This is a genomic window from Dongia sp. P2_B8, assembly GCF_056404715.1.
Window position 1 is genome coordinate 64,759 of record NZ_JBFUDM010000002.1, and the last position, 13,630, is coordinate 78,388.

13 protein-coding genes are annotated in these 13,630 nt (G+C 61.8%); 7 read left to right on the forward strand and 6 right to left on the reverse strand.

Annotation, left to right across the window (positions count from 1 at the left end):
- Window positions 1-5: 5 nt before the first annotated feature.
- From rlmN to AC1DWZ_RS05205, 4 genes are all read right to left on the reverse strand, one after another.
- Window positions 6-1,160, reverse strand: coding sequence for a dual-specificity RNA methyltransferase RlmN (gene rlmN, locus AC1DWZ_RS05190; RefSeq protein WP_477167805.1), 1,155 nt, complete (start codon window positions 1,158-1,160; stop codon window positions 6-8).
- Window positions 1,161-1,213: 53 nt separating this feature from the next.
- On the reverse strand, window positions 1,214-1,804 hold the full coding sequence (locus tag AC1DWZ_RS05195) for an invasion associated locus B family protein (protein WP_477167806.1): 591 nt from the start codon (window positions 1,802-1,804) through the stop codon (window positions 1,214-1,216).
- A gap of 104 nt (window positions 1,805-1,908) precedes the next feature.
- Window positions 1,909-2,481 (reverse strand): RNA methyltransferase, encoded by a 573-nt coding sequence (locus tag AC1DWZ_RS05200; protein ID WP_477167807.1) that lies wholly within the window; start codon window positions 2,479-2,481, stop codon window positions 1,909-1,911.
- Window positions 2,482-2,533: 52 nt separating this feature from the next.
- Window positions 2,534-3,406: a DMT family transporter gene (locus AC1DWZ_RS05205; protein WP_477167808.1), complete on the reverse strand. Its 873-nt coding sequence runs from the start codon at window positions 3,404-3,406 to the stop codon at window positions 2,534-2,536.
- Window positions 3,407-3,492: 86 nt separating this feature from the next.
- Here AC1DWZ_RS05205 and AC1DWZ_RS05210 point away from each other — a divergent pair, with 86 nt between their 5' ends.
- The 3 genes from AC1DWZ_RS05210 (at window position 3,493) to AC1DWZ_RS05220 (ending at window position 5,798) form a co-directional block, all read left to right on the forward strand.
- On the forward strand, window positions 3,493-4,065 hold the full coding sequence (locus AC1DWZ_RS05210) for a CGNR zinc finger domain-containing protein (RefSeq protein WP_477167809.1): 573 nt from the start codon (window positions 3,493-3,495) through the stop codon (window positions 4,063-4,065).
- A 70-nt stretch (window positions 4,066-4,135) separates the two neighbouring features.
- Complete coding sequence (locus AC1DWZ_RS05215; protein ID WP_477167810.1) at window positions 4,136-5,203, forward strand: asparaginase; 1,068 nt, start codon at window positions 4,136-4,138, stop codon at window positions 5,201-5,203.
- A gap of 220 nt (window positions 5,204-5,423) precedes the next feature.
- Window positions 5,424-5,798 carry a VOC family protein gene (locus AC1DWZ_RS05220; protein ID WP_477167811.1) on the forward strand — a complete coding sequence of 125 codons (375 nt, stop codon included), beginning with the start codon at window positions 5,424-5,426 and terminating at the stop codon, window positions 5,796-5,798.
- Window positions 5,799-5,938: 140 nt separating this feature from the next.
- Here AC1DWZ_RS05220 and AC1DWZ_RS05225 read toward each other — a convergent pair whose 3' ends face one another.
- Window positions 5,939-8,053 carry a catalase gene (locus tag AC1DWZ_RS05225; RefSeq protein ID WP_477167812.1) on the reverse strand — a complete coding sequence of 705 codons (2,115 nt, stop codon included), beginning with the start codon at window positions 8,051-8,053 and terminating at the stop codon, window positions 5,939-5,941.
- 385 nt (window positions 8,054-8,438) lie between these two features.
- On the opposite strand from AC1DWZ_RS05225, the gene AC1DWZ_RS05230 reads away from it, so the two are divergent.
- Window positions 8,439-9,713: a cystathionine gamma-synthase family protein gene (locus tag AC1DWZ_RS05230; RefSeq protein WP_477167813.1), complete on the forward strand. Its 1,275-nt coding sequence runs from the start codon at window positions 8,439-8,441 to the stop codon at window positions 9,711-9,713.
- Between the two features lie 312 nt (window positions 9,714-10,025).
- Window positions 10,026-10,358: a hypothetical protein gene (locus tag AC1DWZ_RS05235; RefSeq protein WP_477167814.1), complete on the forward strand. Its 333-nt coding sequence runs from the start codon at window positions 10,026-10,028 to the stop codon at window positions 10,356-10,358.
- A gap of 50 nt (window positions 10,359-10,408) precedes the next feature.
- Here the strand turns inward: AC1DWZ_RS05235 and AC1DWZ_RS05240 are convergent, their stop codons facing one another.
- Window positions 10,409-11,407, reverse strand: a complete 999-nt coding sequence (locus tag AC1DWZ_RS05240) for a hypothetical protein (RefSeq protein ID WP_477167815.1) — start codon at window positions 11,405-11,407, stop codon at window positions 10,409-10,411.
- Between the two features lie 93 nt (window positions 11,408-11,500).
- Here AC1DWZ_RS05240 and AC1DWZ_RS05245 point away from each other — a divergent pair, with 93 nt between their 5' ends.
- Both AC1DWZ_RS05245 and AC1DWZ_RS05250 read left to right on the forward strand, forming a co-directional pair.
- Window positions 11,501-12,436, forward strand: a complete 936-nt coding sequence (locus AC1DWZ_RS05245; RefSeq protein ID WP_477167816.1) for a LysR family transcriptional regulator — start codon at window positions 11,501-11,503, stop codon at window positions 12,434-12,436.
- Between the two features lie 28 nt (window positions 12,437-12,464).
- Window positions 12,465-13,439: an NADPH:quinone oxidoreductase family protein gene (locus tag AC1DWZ_RS05250; protein WP_477167817.1), complete on the forward strand. Its 975-nt coding sequence runs from the start codon at window positions 12,465-12,467 to the stop codon at window positions 13,437-13,439.
- Window positions 13,440-13,630 lie beyond the last annotated feature (191 nt).

Here is a 13,630-nt window from a genome sequence, read left to right on the forward strand (position 1 = left end):
TCAACTTAAGCGGCCTCGCCCGCGCCGGCTGCCGCCTTGTCGCGTTCTGATCTGCGCTGTTTGACGCTGTCGCTCTTCAGCTGGCCGCAAGCTGCCATGATGTCTTCGCCGCGTGGTGTACGCACCGGGCTCGAATAGCCGGCATCGAAGATGATGTCGGAAAAATCGCGGATCGACGCCGGGGTCGAGCGTTCGAACGGCGCACCCGGCCAGGGATTGAATGGAATGAGATTGACCTTGGCCGGCACCTTGCTGATCAGCTTCACCAGCGCCCTTGCATCGGCCGGGCTGTCATTGACGTCCTTCAGCATCACATATTCAAACGTGATGCGCCGCGCATTGGAAAGGCCGGGATAGTTTTCCAGGGCCTTCATCAATTCCTTGAGCGGGTATTTCTTGTTGATCGGCACGATCTGGTCGCGCAGCTCGTCGGTGACCGCGTGCAGTGACACGGCAAGATTGACGCCGAGCTCGGCCCCGCAGCGCTCGATCATCGGCACCACGCCGGCGGTCGATAGCGTGATGCGGCGCTTCGAGATGGCAATACCCTCGCCGTCCATGACGATCTTCAAGGCCTTCGCCACCGCGTCGAAATTGTAAAGCGGCTCACCCATGCCCATCATGACGATGTTGGAGAGCAGGCGCCCATCCTGCGGGCTCGGCCATTCACCCAGATGGTCGCGCGCCATCATCACCTGGCCGACGATCTCGTCAGCATCCAGATTGCGCACCAGGCGCTGCGTGCCGGTATGGCAGAATTTGCAGGTAAGCGTGCAGCCGACCTGGGAAGAGACACACAGCGTGCCGCGGTCTTCTTCCGGAATATGCACGGTCTCGACCTGCTGATTGTCCCTCAGGTTGAGCAGCCATTTATGTGTCCCGTCCTTGGAAGCAAGATCGACGGCGATGCCCGGGCGGCCGACGAAGAACTGCTGTTCAAGACGAACGCGAAAATCCTTCGAGAGATTGCTCATCTTGGCAAAGTCACGCTCGCCGCGGTGATAGAGCCAATGCCACAGCTGGCGCGCACGGAACTTGGGCTCGCCCACTTCCAGCATCAAGGCTTCGAGCTCGTTGCGGTCGAGGCCGATGAGGTCGCGCCGCCCGCTCGCGTCAACTGACGGCGGGGCAAAGGAGGCTGCGTGTTTCTCAGTACTCATAATAACGCGGATCCGATCGTTAGCTCGTGCCAGTACTTAGCTCGTGCCAGTACTTAGCTCGTACAGGCCTTGCTCATGGTCTGATAGGCCTTGGTGAAACCGGCAAGGTCATAGGTGTCCTGCACCTGCATGCCTTTGTCGGTGGTGGCGGTCACCACCATCTGATTCGATTTGCGCATCGCCTGCACCAGTGCCTTGTCATTGGCATGGGTCTTGGCCCAGGCGCGGTCATCTTCCAGTTCGGTGAACTTGAAGGTGAAGCCGCCGATCTTGACGATCACCGGGCTTTTCGCTTCCGGCGCAAAACCCAGCACGATCGACACCTGGTCGAGGGCGCCGATCTCCGGAAAATGGGTCACCATCGCCGCCACCTGGCCGCGATCCTTGATATTGCCTTGGCGGGTCACTGGCTGGCTCATCGCATAGCAGGTGCGGTTGCCGTCGGCCGTCACCGTCATCGCCCGCCACTTCTTGAAGGCGCCGAGATTCTTCGGCGTGTCGGCAGCGACGGCCGGCGCGATCGTGACACCCAGCACCAGCAAACCCAGCAACAGCTTGCGGGCGATAGCAACCGGGTCCTGACGCATGGCGATGGCGAAACGCATGTTCAAATCCTTGGGGAAGGCCAAATTCTGCAGCGGCATGCCCATTTACCCGGTAAATGGGGCGGAATGGGGGCGGCTGATGGTCTTCATCTAGCAAGGATTGGCGTGAAAATCCACCCAAAGGCGACGCCGGCACCTGTGGATCAGTCAGAATTGCTTTGTTTTTTCAGTTGTTTCTGCTTCCAGACCGGCAGCCCGCGCTTATGTGCCGCAAGCTGTTTCGTGGGTCCGCCGACCCGGACCGGCCGTTCCGCAAAGCGCCCCAGGCTGATCATCCGGTCATACATGACGATGGCGCCGGCCACCGACAGGTTCACGCAGAAGCGGGTCGGGATCTTGATGATGAAATCGCAGCGCTCCTGCATCGCGGGGCTGAGCGAATCCTTCTCCGCCCCCAGCACATAGATGGCGGCCGGCGGGTGGGTGAAGGTCGGCAAATCGACCGCCTCGTCGGTGATCTCGATGCCGACGATGCGGCAGCCAAGCGGCGGGGTGAAGCTCTCGACATCCGGATAGACCTGGACCGGCATGCTGTCGAAGGCGACCGAAGTGTCGGATGCCAGTACGTCCCGCACATTGAAGCAGGCGCCGATGGTGAAGCAGAAGCTGGCATGAAAGGCGTGCGCTGTTCTAAGCACCGCACCGAGGTTCATCGGCTTCGAGATGCCCTCGACGCCGATACCGAAATAGCCGCGATTGACCGGATTGTTGCTCATGCTCTGCCCTTGCCGTAACGGGCGGCAAATTAGCGAAGCGTGCCTGAAAAAGCTAGGTCGCCGGTCGCGCCGCCCGGCTGGCGACGGCCAGGCCGCAGAGCACCGTGATACCGCCCAGGAGGGCGATGTGGCTTGGCACTTCCGCGAGCAGGAAGAAGGCGATGGCGGTCGCAATCACCGGCTGGCCATAGCCCAGCACCGCCGCCACACTGGCGGAAATACGTGTGAGGCCGATGTTCATCAGATAGTAGCCGGCAAAGGTGATGAGGCCGTAGAGCGTGATATAGCCCCATTCCATATGGGTTTCCGGCACGCCATGGCTTTCCCAGAACAGCAGCGGCACGCAGAAGATGCCAGCGCTGAGGAGCTCCCAGAACGTCACCGCCTTCACGTCATAGCCGCGGCAGGAGCGCGCGGTGATGAGCAGGCAGCCGGCATAAAAGAAGGCGGCGGTGAGGGCGAGGAGATTGCCGGTGGTGCTCGATTGCCCCGAACCTAATGAGCCCAAACTCGGTCCCGCCGTCATCAAGGCGACACCGGCGAAGGCGATCAAGCCGCCGGCCACCAGCTGCCAACCCATTGGCCGCTTGAGAAAGAGGATCTCCACCGCCGCCACCAGCAACGGGTAGAGCATGACCAGGAGGGCAGCTTCCATCACCGTCGTCGTCATGATGGCGATGTTCCACAGCACCAGATCGGCCGCCAGCAGGAACCCTGCGAAGACCACCGCAAGCAGCACCCGCCCTGGCAGCCTCACCCGGCATTTCGCGAAGATGAGGGAGAGAGTCGCTGCCACGAGGAGGCGCCAGCAGGCGGTGGCGGCCGGGTCGAGGGGGCTGAGGCGCACCAGGATCGGGCTGAATCCGGACAGGAAAATGCCGGCGAAAAGGGCCAAAAGTGCGGGGTTTATCGACGGCTTGTACATACAAATGCTACCATCTAAATGTCTTTTGGTGGTTACATTTTAATCTGATACTGTAACCAGTCAATTGAGTTTTGATGGTGACAGCTGTGAGCCAGATCGTCTCATTGCCGAAGAGGGTCCCGAAGTCGGAATTCGTGGCCGGGCGCCTGTCGCTCGCCTTCTGCAACACATTGCCCCTGCCCGATGCCGCCGACCGGCTGGGCGATGAGGCCGGGATCGCGGCCTGGGCGGACCGTGCCGGCCATCCGCTGCCCGTCACCCCGGATTCCTCGGATTACTACGATTTCCACAAGCTCCGCGACCTGTTGGTGGCGATTTTCGGCCCGCTCGCCCACGCCCTGCCGCCCCCGCAGGCAGCGCTCGACCAGCTCTCGGCGCTGGCCGCCCCGCCGCGGCTGGTCTGGGATGACCAATCCTATCGCGCCACCCCCACGCCCACCGGCGATGCGATCGGCCGGCTGCGCCAGGCGATCATCGCCGATGCGGTCGATCTTCTGACCGGCACGGCTCTCGAGCGCATCAAGCGCTGCCCGGCCCATGATTGCCGCTGGTTCTTCTTCGACACCAGCCGCAATGCAACACGGCGCTGGTGCGCGATGGCGGATTGCGGCACCAAGGACAAGGTGCAGCGCTACCGCGACCGCAGTGCCGCGTTCTAGGGCGTTGCCAGCCCGCGCGGACAGGGGCATTCTGCGCGCCAATTAGAACATTGGCCGCGAGTACTCTTCAATGAACGAACTGCATCCGCATACGCATGCCCACGCTGAATTACCGCACGGCGACAGCCCGATCCTGGTCGAGATCTGGCGCGGCAACATGGTGGAAAGCCGGCACCGCGCGATCGCCGCGGTCACCGATGCCGACGGGCATGTGGTGAAGGCCTGGGGCGATATCGAAACGCCGATCTATGGCCGCTCGTCGATCAAGCCGCTGCTGGCCATCCCGCTGGTGGAATCGGGTGCCGCCGACCGATACAGCCTCACCGAGCGCGAGATCGCCTTGGCCTGCGCATCCCACAGCGGCGAGCCCGGCCATGTCCGCGCAGTCAATGACTGGCTGGCAAAGATCGGCCTCAATGCCGACAATCTCGAATGCGGCGTGCAATATCCTTCTTACGATCCGGCGTTTCACAATCTGATCCGCAGCGACGAAAAGCCGACGCGGGCGCATAACAATTGTTCCGGCAAGCATACCGGGTTCCTCTCCACCGCCGTTCATCTCGGTGAAAAGACCCGGGGCTATATCCAGTACGAGCACAGTGTGCAGCAGCGCCTGCTCGGTATCCTTGAGCAGATGTGCGGGCAGGATCTTTCCAACGTGCCGCGCGGCATCGATGGCTGCGGCATTCCCACCATCGCCATTCCCCTAGGGCACCATGCACTTGCCATGGCGAAGATGGCGGACCCCAAGGATCTGTCGCCGGCACGCGCTGCGGCCTGCACGCGCATTCTCACCGCCATGTCGCATGAACCCTGGTATGTCGCCGGTACGGGACGCTTCTGCACCGATGTCATGAAGGTCACGGGCACCAAGGCCGCGATCAAGACCGGCGCCGAGGGTGTCTATATGGGATCGCTGCCAGAACTGGGTCTTGGCATCTGCCTCAAGGTCGAAGACGGCAATGGCCGCGGCGCCGAAGTCGTGATGGGCCATCTGCTGCGCCATTTCGGCATCATCGACAAGGCCGAGGCTGAAGCCTTGCAGCAATCCCTGCAACCGACATTGAAGAACTGGGAAGGCGCCGTCACCGGCAGCATCAAGCCGGCACCCTTGCTGGGTGAAACGGCGCCATTTTGATTTCCTTCGCCTCCCAAGGGGCAGGACTATCTCATGCGGCCCCTTTCCTCGTTCGTCATCCCCGGACTTGATCCGGGGATCTGCTAGCAACAGCACGGCGGCGGGACTTGATCCCCGGGTCAAGCCCGGGGATGACGGATAGATGAAGATAGGTCGGCTGCCTCAGGGGAGATAGGCGCGACGAACGTCGTTCTTAGTCTATTGCTTGGAGAAGAAGCAGATGTCGCAGGTCAGTATCCGCTACATCGTCGATGACGTTGCCAAGGCGTTGGCCTTCTATACGACGCATCTTGGCTTTGAGCTGGAGATGGACGCGATCCCGGCTTTCGCCTCGGTCACGCGCGGAGATTTGCGGCTGCTGTTGAGCGGGCCGTTGAGTTCCGGCGGCAAGCCCCTGGCCGATGGGCGCAAGCCTGCGCCTGGTGGTTGGAACCGGCTACTGCTGATTGTCACCGACATCGAAGCCGAGGTGGCGCGCCTCAAGGCAGCCGGCCTCACCTTCCGCAACGAGATCCTGCCCGGTGTCGGCGGTTCTCAGATTCTGTTGGAAGATCCCGCCGGCAATCCGATCGAATTGTTCCAGCCGAAGCATTGAAGGCAGTCGGTAGAGCAGAGCGAAGACCCCTCACCCCGACCCTCTCCCCGCAAGCGGGGCGAGGGGGTTCCGATCGAGCTTGCTTCAAAGCCCCTCGCGCCGTTCTTACGGGGAGAGGGGTTGGGGTGAGGGGTGTTTGCTCAATCTGCCGGTGAGCGCACGGCCTTCTCTCTGGCCCAGATGCGGTGTTTCCTGGCGGTAGCGATGAAGGTTTTCAGATCGGCGGCACTGCTCAGGGCGACGATGCCGTCATCGGCGACGATGCCGGCTTTTTCAATGAGCGGTTCGGCGGCCGCGTTATAGCCGATCACTTTCAAATGGCCGAAGGCATCGCGCAGCCAATCGACGGTGGCGGCTTCCCGGGCCAGGACCTTGGCGCCGGCAGCCGAGGGCGCCACGATGACGGCGTCGAAGAGGACGGAGGGGCCGGCATAGAGTGCGCTGTCCACGGCGATCTCGCTGCCGTCGCTGGCCTTGGTGCCGCCGACCTGCGGCGCCACGATGGCAACATTGGCGCCTTCCTTCTTTGCGGCCTTGCGCACGGCATCGATGAAGCCCGCATCCGACCCCGTCGTCACCAGCAGGCCGATCTTGCGGCCTTGCAAGGTTTCCGGCGCCTTGCCGACGATGCTGAGCGCCGGCGAGGGCTTGAGGTCCTTGGGCTTCTGGAAAGCGGTGACAAGGCTGGCATCGATCGGCATGCCGAGCGCGCCCGAGACCTTGGCCGCAAGATCACGGTGGATGATGGCAAGATGCGCCAGCATGCGGCTGCGGATGGACACCCGCGATACCTTGCCGAGTTCGAAGGCGAAGGCACCGGCGATGTGATCGCGTTCCGGCGACGTTTGCGACAGCCAGAAGAGCCGCGCCTGGCTGTAATGATCGCCGAAGCTTTCCGAGCGCGCGCGGACACGTTCCGTCTGCTGGGCCGGATAGGGCTGCCTATGGCTGGCAAAGCCGGCGCCCGGATCTTCATGAGGTGATTTTGCGTCGATGCTGTTGGGTTCGTAATTGACCTCGCCCGTCGGCACGGCCATCTGCATATGGCCGTCGCGCTGCAGGTTGCGGAACGGACAGACCGGCTGGTTGATGGGGATCTGGTGGAAGTTCGGCCCACCCAACCGGATGAGCTGGGTGTCGAGATAAGAGAAGAGACGCCCCTGCAGCAGCGGATCGTTGCTGAAATCGATGCCCGGCACGATGTGACCCGGATGGAAGGCCACCTGTTCGGTTTCGGCAAAGAAATTATCAGGATTGCGGTTGAGAGTCATTTTTCCAACGATCTCGACCGGCACTAATTCCTCCGGAATGAGCTTGGTGGGATCCAGCACATCGAAGTCGAACTTGTCGGCGAACGTCTCGTCGAACACCTGGAGGCCCAGTTCATATTCCGGGAAGTTGCCGGTATCGATCGCTTCCCAGAGATCGCGGCGGTGAAAGTCATTGTCGGCGCCGGCGATCTTCACCGCTTCATCCCAGATGAGGGAGAAGCTGCCCAGCACCGGGCGCCAATGGAATTTCACGAAACGCGCCTTGCCCTTGGCGTCGATGAGCCGGAAGGTGTGGACACCGAATCCTTCCATCATGCGCAGCGAGCGCGGGATCGCCCGGTCCGACATCACCCACATCAGCATATGCATGCTTTCCGGCATCAGGCTGGCAAAGTCCCAGAACGTGTCGTGGGCCGACGCCGCCTGCGGAAAGCCGCGATCCGGTTCCATCTTCACCGAATGGACGAGATCGGGAAATTTCATCGCATCCTGGATGAAGAAGACCGGGATGTTGTTGCCGACGAGATCGAAATTGCCCTCTGGCGTATAGAATTTGACGGCAAAGCCGCGCGCATCGCGCGCCGTGTCGACCGAACCGGCGCCCCCGGCCACTGTCGAGAAGCGCACGAACACACGGGTCTTTGCCTTCGGGTCCTGCAGGAAGGCGGCCTTGGTGATGCGGCTCTGCGATTTATAGACCTGGAACACGCCATGGGCACCGGAGCCGCGCGCATGGACGATGCGCTCCGGGATGCGCTCATGATCAAAATGCGTGATCTTTTCCCGCAGGATGAAATCTTCAAGAAGTGTCGGTCCCCGATCGCCGATTTTCAGCGAATTCTGATTGTCGGAGACCACCGTCCCCTGGTTTGTCGTGAGGCGCGCTTGGGGGTTCGCCGCCGTCTGGTGCGTTTCGCCGCCGGTACCGATATGGCCGGGAAGTCCCGTCTTGCGCTGCTTCGTGGCAGATTGCTTCTGTGCCATGGCGATATCCTTGCTAGGCGTGACTGGATTGGGCGTCACTGGAATGTTTCCAATCACGGTCAACAAGGGTTTGGTGAATATGTTCCGGTTCATATGCCCGGATCGTGAACTGCTGCGGTGCAATGAGAGATAGTCGGGGATTGGGTAAGTCCTTCAGTCGCCACCCCTCACCCTGACCCTCTCCCGCAAGGGGAGAGGGGATGAGATCTGCCGGCAAGATTCTAGCGAACCGATATATTTCCGGTGCAGATGCATGCGCACGCCCCTCTCCCCTTGCGGGAGAGGGGTTGGGGTGAGGGGGTGGCTGGCAACGATATCTCGCGCGCGCCAAACAGATTACCGTGACATGATTGCATCTATTCCACGATGATCAGGAGCCGCCATCATGAAATCGAGCTATCGCCAGCGATCGATTGGCAACCGGAAGCTCAGCCCGGAAACGCTGATGACCAGCTATGGCTATGATCCGTTCCTGTCGGAAGGATCGGTGAAGCCGCCCGTCTTTCTCACGTCGACCTTCGCGTTCAAATCGGCCGAGGATGGCAAGGATTTCTTCGACTATGTGTCCGGGCGCAAGGTACCGCCAAATGCGCAGGATGCGGGTCTGGTCTATTCGCGCTTCAATCATCCGAATCTGCAGATCGTCGAAGAGCGTCTGGCCGTTCTCGAAGGTGGTGAAGGGGCGCTGATGTTTGCAAGCGGCATGGCGGCCATCACCGCGGCGATCCTGGCGTTCGCCCGGCCCGGCGATACCATCCTGCACAGCCAGCCGCTTTATGGCGGGACCGAAACATTGCTGGTGGGAACACTGGCACCGTTCGGGCTCAAAGCCGTGGGCTTCATGGACGGGCTCGATGAAAAGGTGATCGACGATGCCGTGGCAAAGACCGAGGGCAGCAAGGTGCCGATCATCTATGTCGAGAGCCCGGCCAATCCCACCTGCGGCATCGTCGATTTCGAGCTCATGGTGAAGGCTGCCGATGCGATCGAGAAGCGGCAGGGGTCGCGGCCGCTGATCGTGGTCGACAACACCATGCTGGGGCCGATCTTCCAGCAGCCCCTGCAGCATGGCGCCGACATCATCGTCTATTCACTGACCAAATATGTCGGCGGCCATTCTGACCTGGTGGCGGGCGGTGTCATCGGCCGGGCCCAGGATCTGGTGCCGATCAAGAAGATCCGCAGCGCGTTCGGCATGCAGCTCGATCCGCATTCCAGCTGGATGCTGGGACGATCCCTGGAGACGCTGCATCTGCGCATGGAGCGCGCCAGCAACAGTGCCGCAAAGATTGCGCAATGGCTGCACGACCAGCCCAAGGTCGATCAAGTCTATCATCCCGATTTCATCGATCATGGGACTTATCAGAGCGTCTACAAGAAGACAGCACAGGCTGGCGGGTCGACTTTTTCCTTCACCCTGAAGAGCGGACAGGAAGGGGCGTTCCGGTTCTTGAATGACCTCCACCTCTTTACACTTGCGGTCAGCCTGGGCGGGACGGAATCGCTGATCTCGCATCCTGCCTCCACCACCCATTCGGGTGTCGCCAAGGAAATCCGCGACAAGGTCGGCGTCACCGACAGCCTGATTCGCGTCTCGGTCGGGTTGGAGAATGCGGACGATCTCATCGCCGATCTCGCCGAGGCGCTGGAAAAGATTTGAGATACAGAAATATCCCGGCGGATTAACTGGCTGTGATCTCAAATACAGGAAAATCGTTGAACCATATGGGATTATGAACGCGCAAATTTTATTCCGACCTCGCGTCAAAAAAATCTGCCGCAAAAATATGAGGTAAGGCCGCGTGGCCGATTCACATCAACGTGATCACGGCAGAGGCCCTGCCACAGAGACCTCACAAGCAATTTTGCCTCCGCCTCCTAATATCAATGTCGGACATGCGGCCCAGGACATACGGTCCAGGCTGCATGCCCGACAAAGCCCTTGCGAGGGCACAATGTGAGGAATGGGGACATGACCAACCAGTCGAAGCCAATGCGTCGTTCCAGTGTCCGCCGGGTGATGGCGGGATTGCTCGTCGTCGCCGGTTTCGCCATGGCCGCTGCCTCGCCGGCACTGGCGAAAGGCAAGCACCAGAACTGGCATGACAATGGCAATCATTATGGGCACTACAAGCACCATGACGAGGTGCGTTATTATGGCGGCCCCCGGGTCATCTATGTTGAGCCGGAGCCGGTTTATGTACGCGAGCGTGTCTATGTGCAGCCCGCCCCCGTTTATTACCAACCGGCGCCCGTGATCTATCAGCGGCCGTCCGTCAATATTGTCGTGCCATTGTTCGATTAAGCCAGTGGTGTGGGAAGGTGCTGAGGCACCTTCCCGCGTCCACCATTGCATCAACCATCGCCGAAATGCTCCATTTTGGCTTGGCCGGCCGCGCGGATATCGGTGCTGGCCCGGCCAAGATAGTCCGCGACCGCGCCGAGCTGGTCGGCGATTGATATCTTGTCGCTGCTGAATTCAACAAGATCGAGATAGGCCTGCAGGCGTTCGCGCGCGGTCCAGGCGACGTGACGCGCATATTCCGACGCCGCGATGTGCGGGGGATCGGCCAAGTATATCTGATCGAAGCGCGTGTAATCGGGCACCCCGGGATCGCCCGGCACATATCCGTTGACCATGGTGATGCGTTCGGCCGGTGCCAGCAATCCCTTGGCGCGGTGCACCACCATATTGCCCTGCTGCAGCACCGCATAGCCTGGTCCCGGCAGCCTGGGTGCCACCACGCGACCGGGCGGCGGTGTTTGCCCTGCTTTGTGGAGCGCCGCCATCTCATGCTTGGTACCGCAGAAATATTCGAACGCGCCGCCCTGCATCGTCTTTGGGTCGGTCACGAACATCACATAGTCGATGCGCAGCGTATCGACATGCCACTTGTCGACGTTCTGCCCGACGGTCAGCGGGTTGTAGTTGAGATGGCCCAATTGATGCGGGATCGAGTGCGGCAGTGTCGGCATGCCGCAGATCTCCGAGATCCAGGCATTGACGTCCGGCGACAAACAGAGGTCGCGCAGAAAGCGCGATTGATAGGCACCTCCCCGCACCATGCGCGAGATGCGTTCGAGGCTGCGGATATGCGGCATCAACCCGCGCGCAACTTCGAGGAGGCACGCGGCACCTTCGTCACTCAGGATCCGGAAGCAGGAGGTGATGCCAAGATCGGTGGGGCAGGTGGCGATCTCCGCCGCGTCATAGCCGAGATCGCGCAGCGTCACGACGGTCTCCGGCTTTTCCAGCGCCAGGTGGCGGGCTGGGTCGAAGACCGGTTCGCGGACCAGCGGCGGATAGCCGTCAGGGACGTGCTGTGGGAAATCCAGGGCCTTGGCCGATATCATCTGCGCTCTCCGCTACCATGTAGGCTCAGAATCGGCGAAAACAGACTGCGCGACAAATTGATAGTTTCGGCTTTATCCAGTAAAATTCCTCATATGAGCAAAATCGAGTGGCGCCATTTCGTCATGCTGGCAACGATCCGCAACAGCGGGTCCGTGTCGGCGGCGGCGCGGGCGCTGGGGCTCACGCAATCGGCCGCCAGCCATCAGGTGAAGGAAGCGGAGCGGCGCCTTGGCATTGCGCTGCTCACACGGCGCGGGCGGTCGGTGATGCTGACACAGGCCGGCGAGATCCTGGCCGATGCCGCCGCCACCAGCGCGCCGCTGCTGCAACGTGCCGAGACCAGGGCGCAGGAGCTGGGCCATGGCGATGCCCCGCGCCTGCGCCTCGCCTTCGGCGTGCAGGATGGGCTTGGCTGGGCGCCGGCCTTGTTCGGGTATCTGCGCGACCGCGCTGCGCCGATGCGGCTTGACCTCATCTTTGCAGGCGCTGAACGGCCGCCACACCTGCTGCTGCAGGGCAAGGCGGAGATGGCAATCGAGATCGGCGATCTTTCCCTGCCGGATCTCCAACGCGTCCTCCTGCGGGAAGACGAGCTGGTCTGCCTCATTGGCACCGGGCACAAGCTTGCCAGGAAGAGGAGCGTCACGGCGGGCGACATTGCGGGCTTCACCTATTTTGCGCACGCCCTGACGCCGCAAAGCGGTTTCGAACTCGAAAGCTTTTTCCGGCCCGCCCGCAGCAGCCCGGCCCATGTGGCGCATGTCGAATCCTTGAGCGGCATTCTCGGCCTGGTGGCAGCGGGTGCCGGGGTCAGCATCCAGCCGCGCAGTGCGGTGACGGCGGCGCTCGCGTCGCTGCCCGTGAAGGCCTTGCCCTTGGCACCGCGCCGGCTGTATCTGCCATGGTATATCCATGCCAAGGATTTACGTACTGGGCGCGGCGGTGCCGGCGACAACCTGCTGCGCGAGATTGTCGATGTGCTGCGGCCGCTCTTTGCAACAGCCCCGAAATTGGCCGGGCGGAAATGACCGGGCGACGCTGAAAGGAAATATGACGATGCAGGCGCTGATCTGCGACCAGCCCAACGGTTATGAAAATCTGCGCTTGGGCGATTTCCCAGCACCTGTGGCCGGTCCCGGCGAGGTGCTGATCGAGGTCAAAGCCGCCGGCATGAACTTCGCGGACACGTTGATGACGGCCGGCAAATATCAGGTGAAGCCGGAGCCGCCTTTCGTGCCCGGGCTGGAGCTGGCCGGCACGGTCGCGGCGCTGGGTGCCGGCGTGACCCAATTCAAGGCCGGGCAATCCGTGATGGCGGTGGTCGATCACGGCGCCTATGCCGCCCACGCCGTTGCCAAGGTCGCTGACGTCTTTCCGATTCCGGCCGGGCTCGATTTTGCGCAAGGTGCTGGTTTCCCGATCGCCTATGGCACCTCTTACGGCGCGCTGGTGTGGAAGGCGCGGCTGCAGAAAAGCGAGACCCTGCTGGTGCATGGGGCGGCGGGCGGGGTGGGGCTGACCGCGGTCGAAATCGGCAAGGCGCTGGGGGCCAGGGTCATCGCCACGGCGGGCGGGGCCGATAAATGTGCGATCGCCACGGCCCACGGCGCCGACGAGGTGATCGACTATAAAACCGCCGATATCCGCGAGCGGGTGAAGGCCCTTACCGCTGGGCGCGGGGTGGATGTCGTCTATGACCCGGTGGGCGGCGATCTTTTTGAAGCGTCCTTGCGGGCTGTGGCCTGGAATGCGCGGCTGGTGGTGATCGGCTTTGCCGGCGGCCAGGTGCAGCAGATCCCCGCCAATATCCTGCTGGTCAAGAATGTCGACGTGCTGGGATTCTATTGGGGCTCCTACCGCAGCCAGGCGCCAGCGCTCCTTGCTGAGAGTTTCCGTTCCTTGGGGACAATGGCGGAAAACGGCCAGTTGCGGCCCCATGTGTCCCAGACCCTGGCGCTCCATGACTGGAAACAGGCGTTCGAGACGCTGCTCGCCCGGCGCTCGACCGGCAAGATCGTGCTGACGCCCTAGATTGTCCGGGAAACCGGTCAACCATCCGATTTAACCATGCCGTCCTTTAAGCCGATTGCCGGCCGCGCGGCGAAGTGACAGATTGAACCCACTGAAATAGGGGCTTAGAACCCAACCCTGCCCGCCGACAGGTGTTCAAGCTGTCAGGAATTCAAGCCGACGGGGGGCAGTATGAGCCAGCCAACACGAAA

What these genes read in the sequence shown, in the direction of transcription:
- AC1DWZ_RS05240 (WP_477167815.1), bottom strand. Translation starts at nt 11,407, where the DNA reads ATGATATCGGCCAAGGCCCTGGATTTCCCACAGCACGTCCCTGACGGC.
- AC1DWZ_RS05225 (WP_477167812.1), bottom strand. Translation starts at nt 8,053, where the DNA reads ATGGCACAGAAGCAATCTGCCACGAAGCAGCGCAAGACGGGACTTCCC.
- AC1DWZ_RS05205 (WP_477167808.1), bottom strand. Translation starts at nt 3,406, where the DNA reads ATGTACAAGCCGTCGATAAACCCCGCACTTTTGGCCCTTTTCGCCGGC.
- AC1DWZ_RS05220 (WP_477167811.1), top strand. Translation starts at nt 5,424, where the DNA reads ATGTCGCAGGTCAGTATCCGCTACATCGTCGATGACGTTGCCAAGGCG.
- AC1DWZ_RS05245 (WP_477167816.1), top strand. Translation starts at nt 11,501, where the DNA reads ATGAGCAAAATCGAGTGGCGCCATTTCGTCATGCTGGCAACGATCCGC.
- AC1DWZ_RS05235 (WP_477167814.1), top strand. Translation starts at nt 10,026, where the DNA reads ATGACCAACCAGTCGAAGCCAATGCGTCGTTCCAGTGTCCGCCGGGTG.
- rlmN (WP_477167805.1), bottom strand. Translation starts at nt 1,160, where the DNA reads ATGAGTACTGAGAAACACGCAGCCTCCTTTGCCCCGCCGTCAGTTGAC.
- AC1DWZ_RS05250 (WP_477167817.1), top strand. Translation starts at nt 12,465, where the DNA reads ATGCAGGCGCTGATCTGCGACCAGCCCAACGGTTATGAAAATCTGCGC.
- AC1DWZ_RS05230 (WP_477167813.1), top strand. Translation starts at nt 8,439, where the DNA reads ATGAAATCGAGCTATCGCCAGCGATCGATTGGCAACCGGAAGCTCAGC.
- AC1DWZ_RS05200 (WP_477167807.1), bottom strand. Translation starts at nt 2,481, where the DNA reads ATGAGCAACAATCCGGTCAATCGCGGCTATTTCGGTATCGGCGTCGAG.
- AC1DWZ_RS05215 (WP_477167810.1), top strand. Translation starts at nt 4,136, where the DNA reads ATGAACGAACTGCATCCGCATACGCATGCCCACGCTGAATTACCGCAC.
- AC1DWZ_RS05195 (WP_477167806.1), bottom strand. Translation starts at nt 1,804, where the DNA reads ATGCCGCTGCAGAATTTGGCCTTCCCCAAGGATTTGAACATGCGTTTC.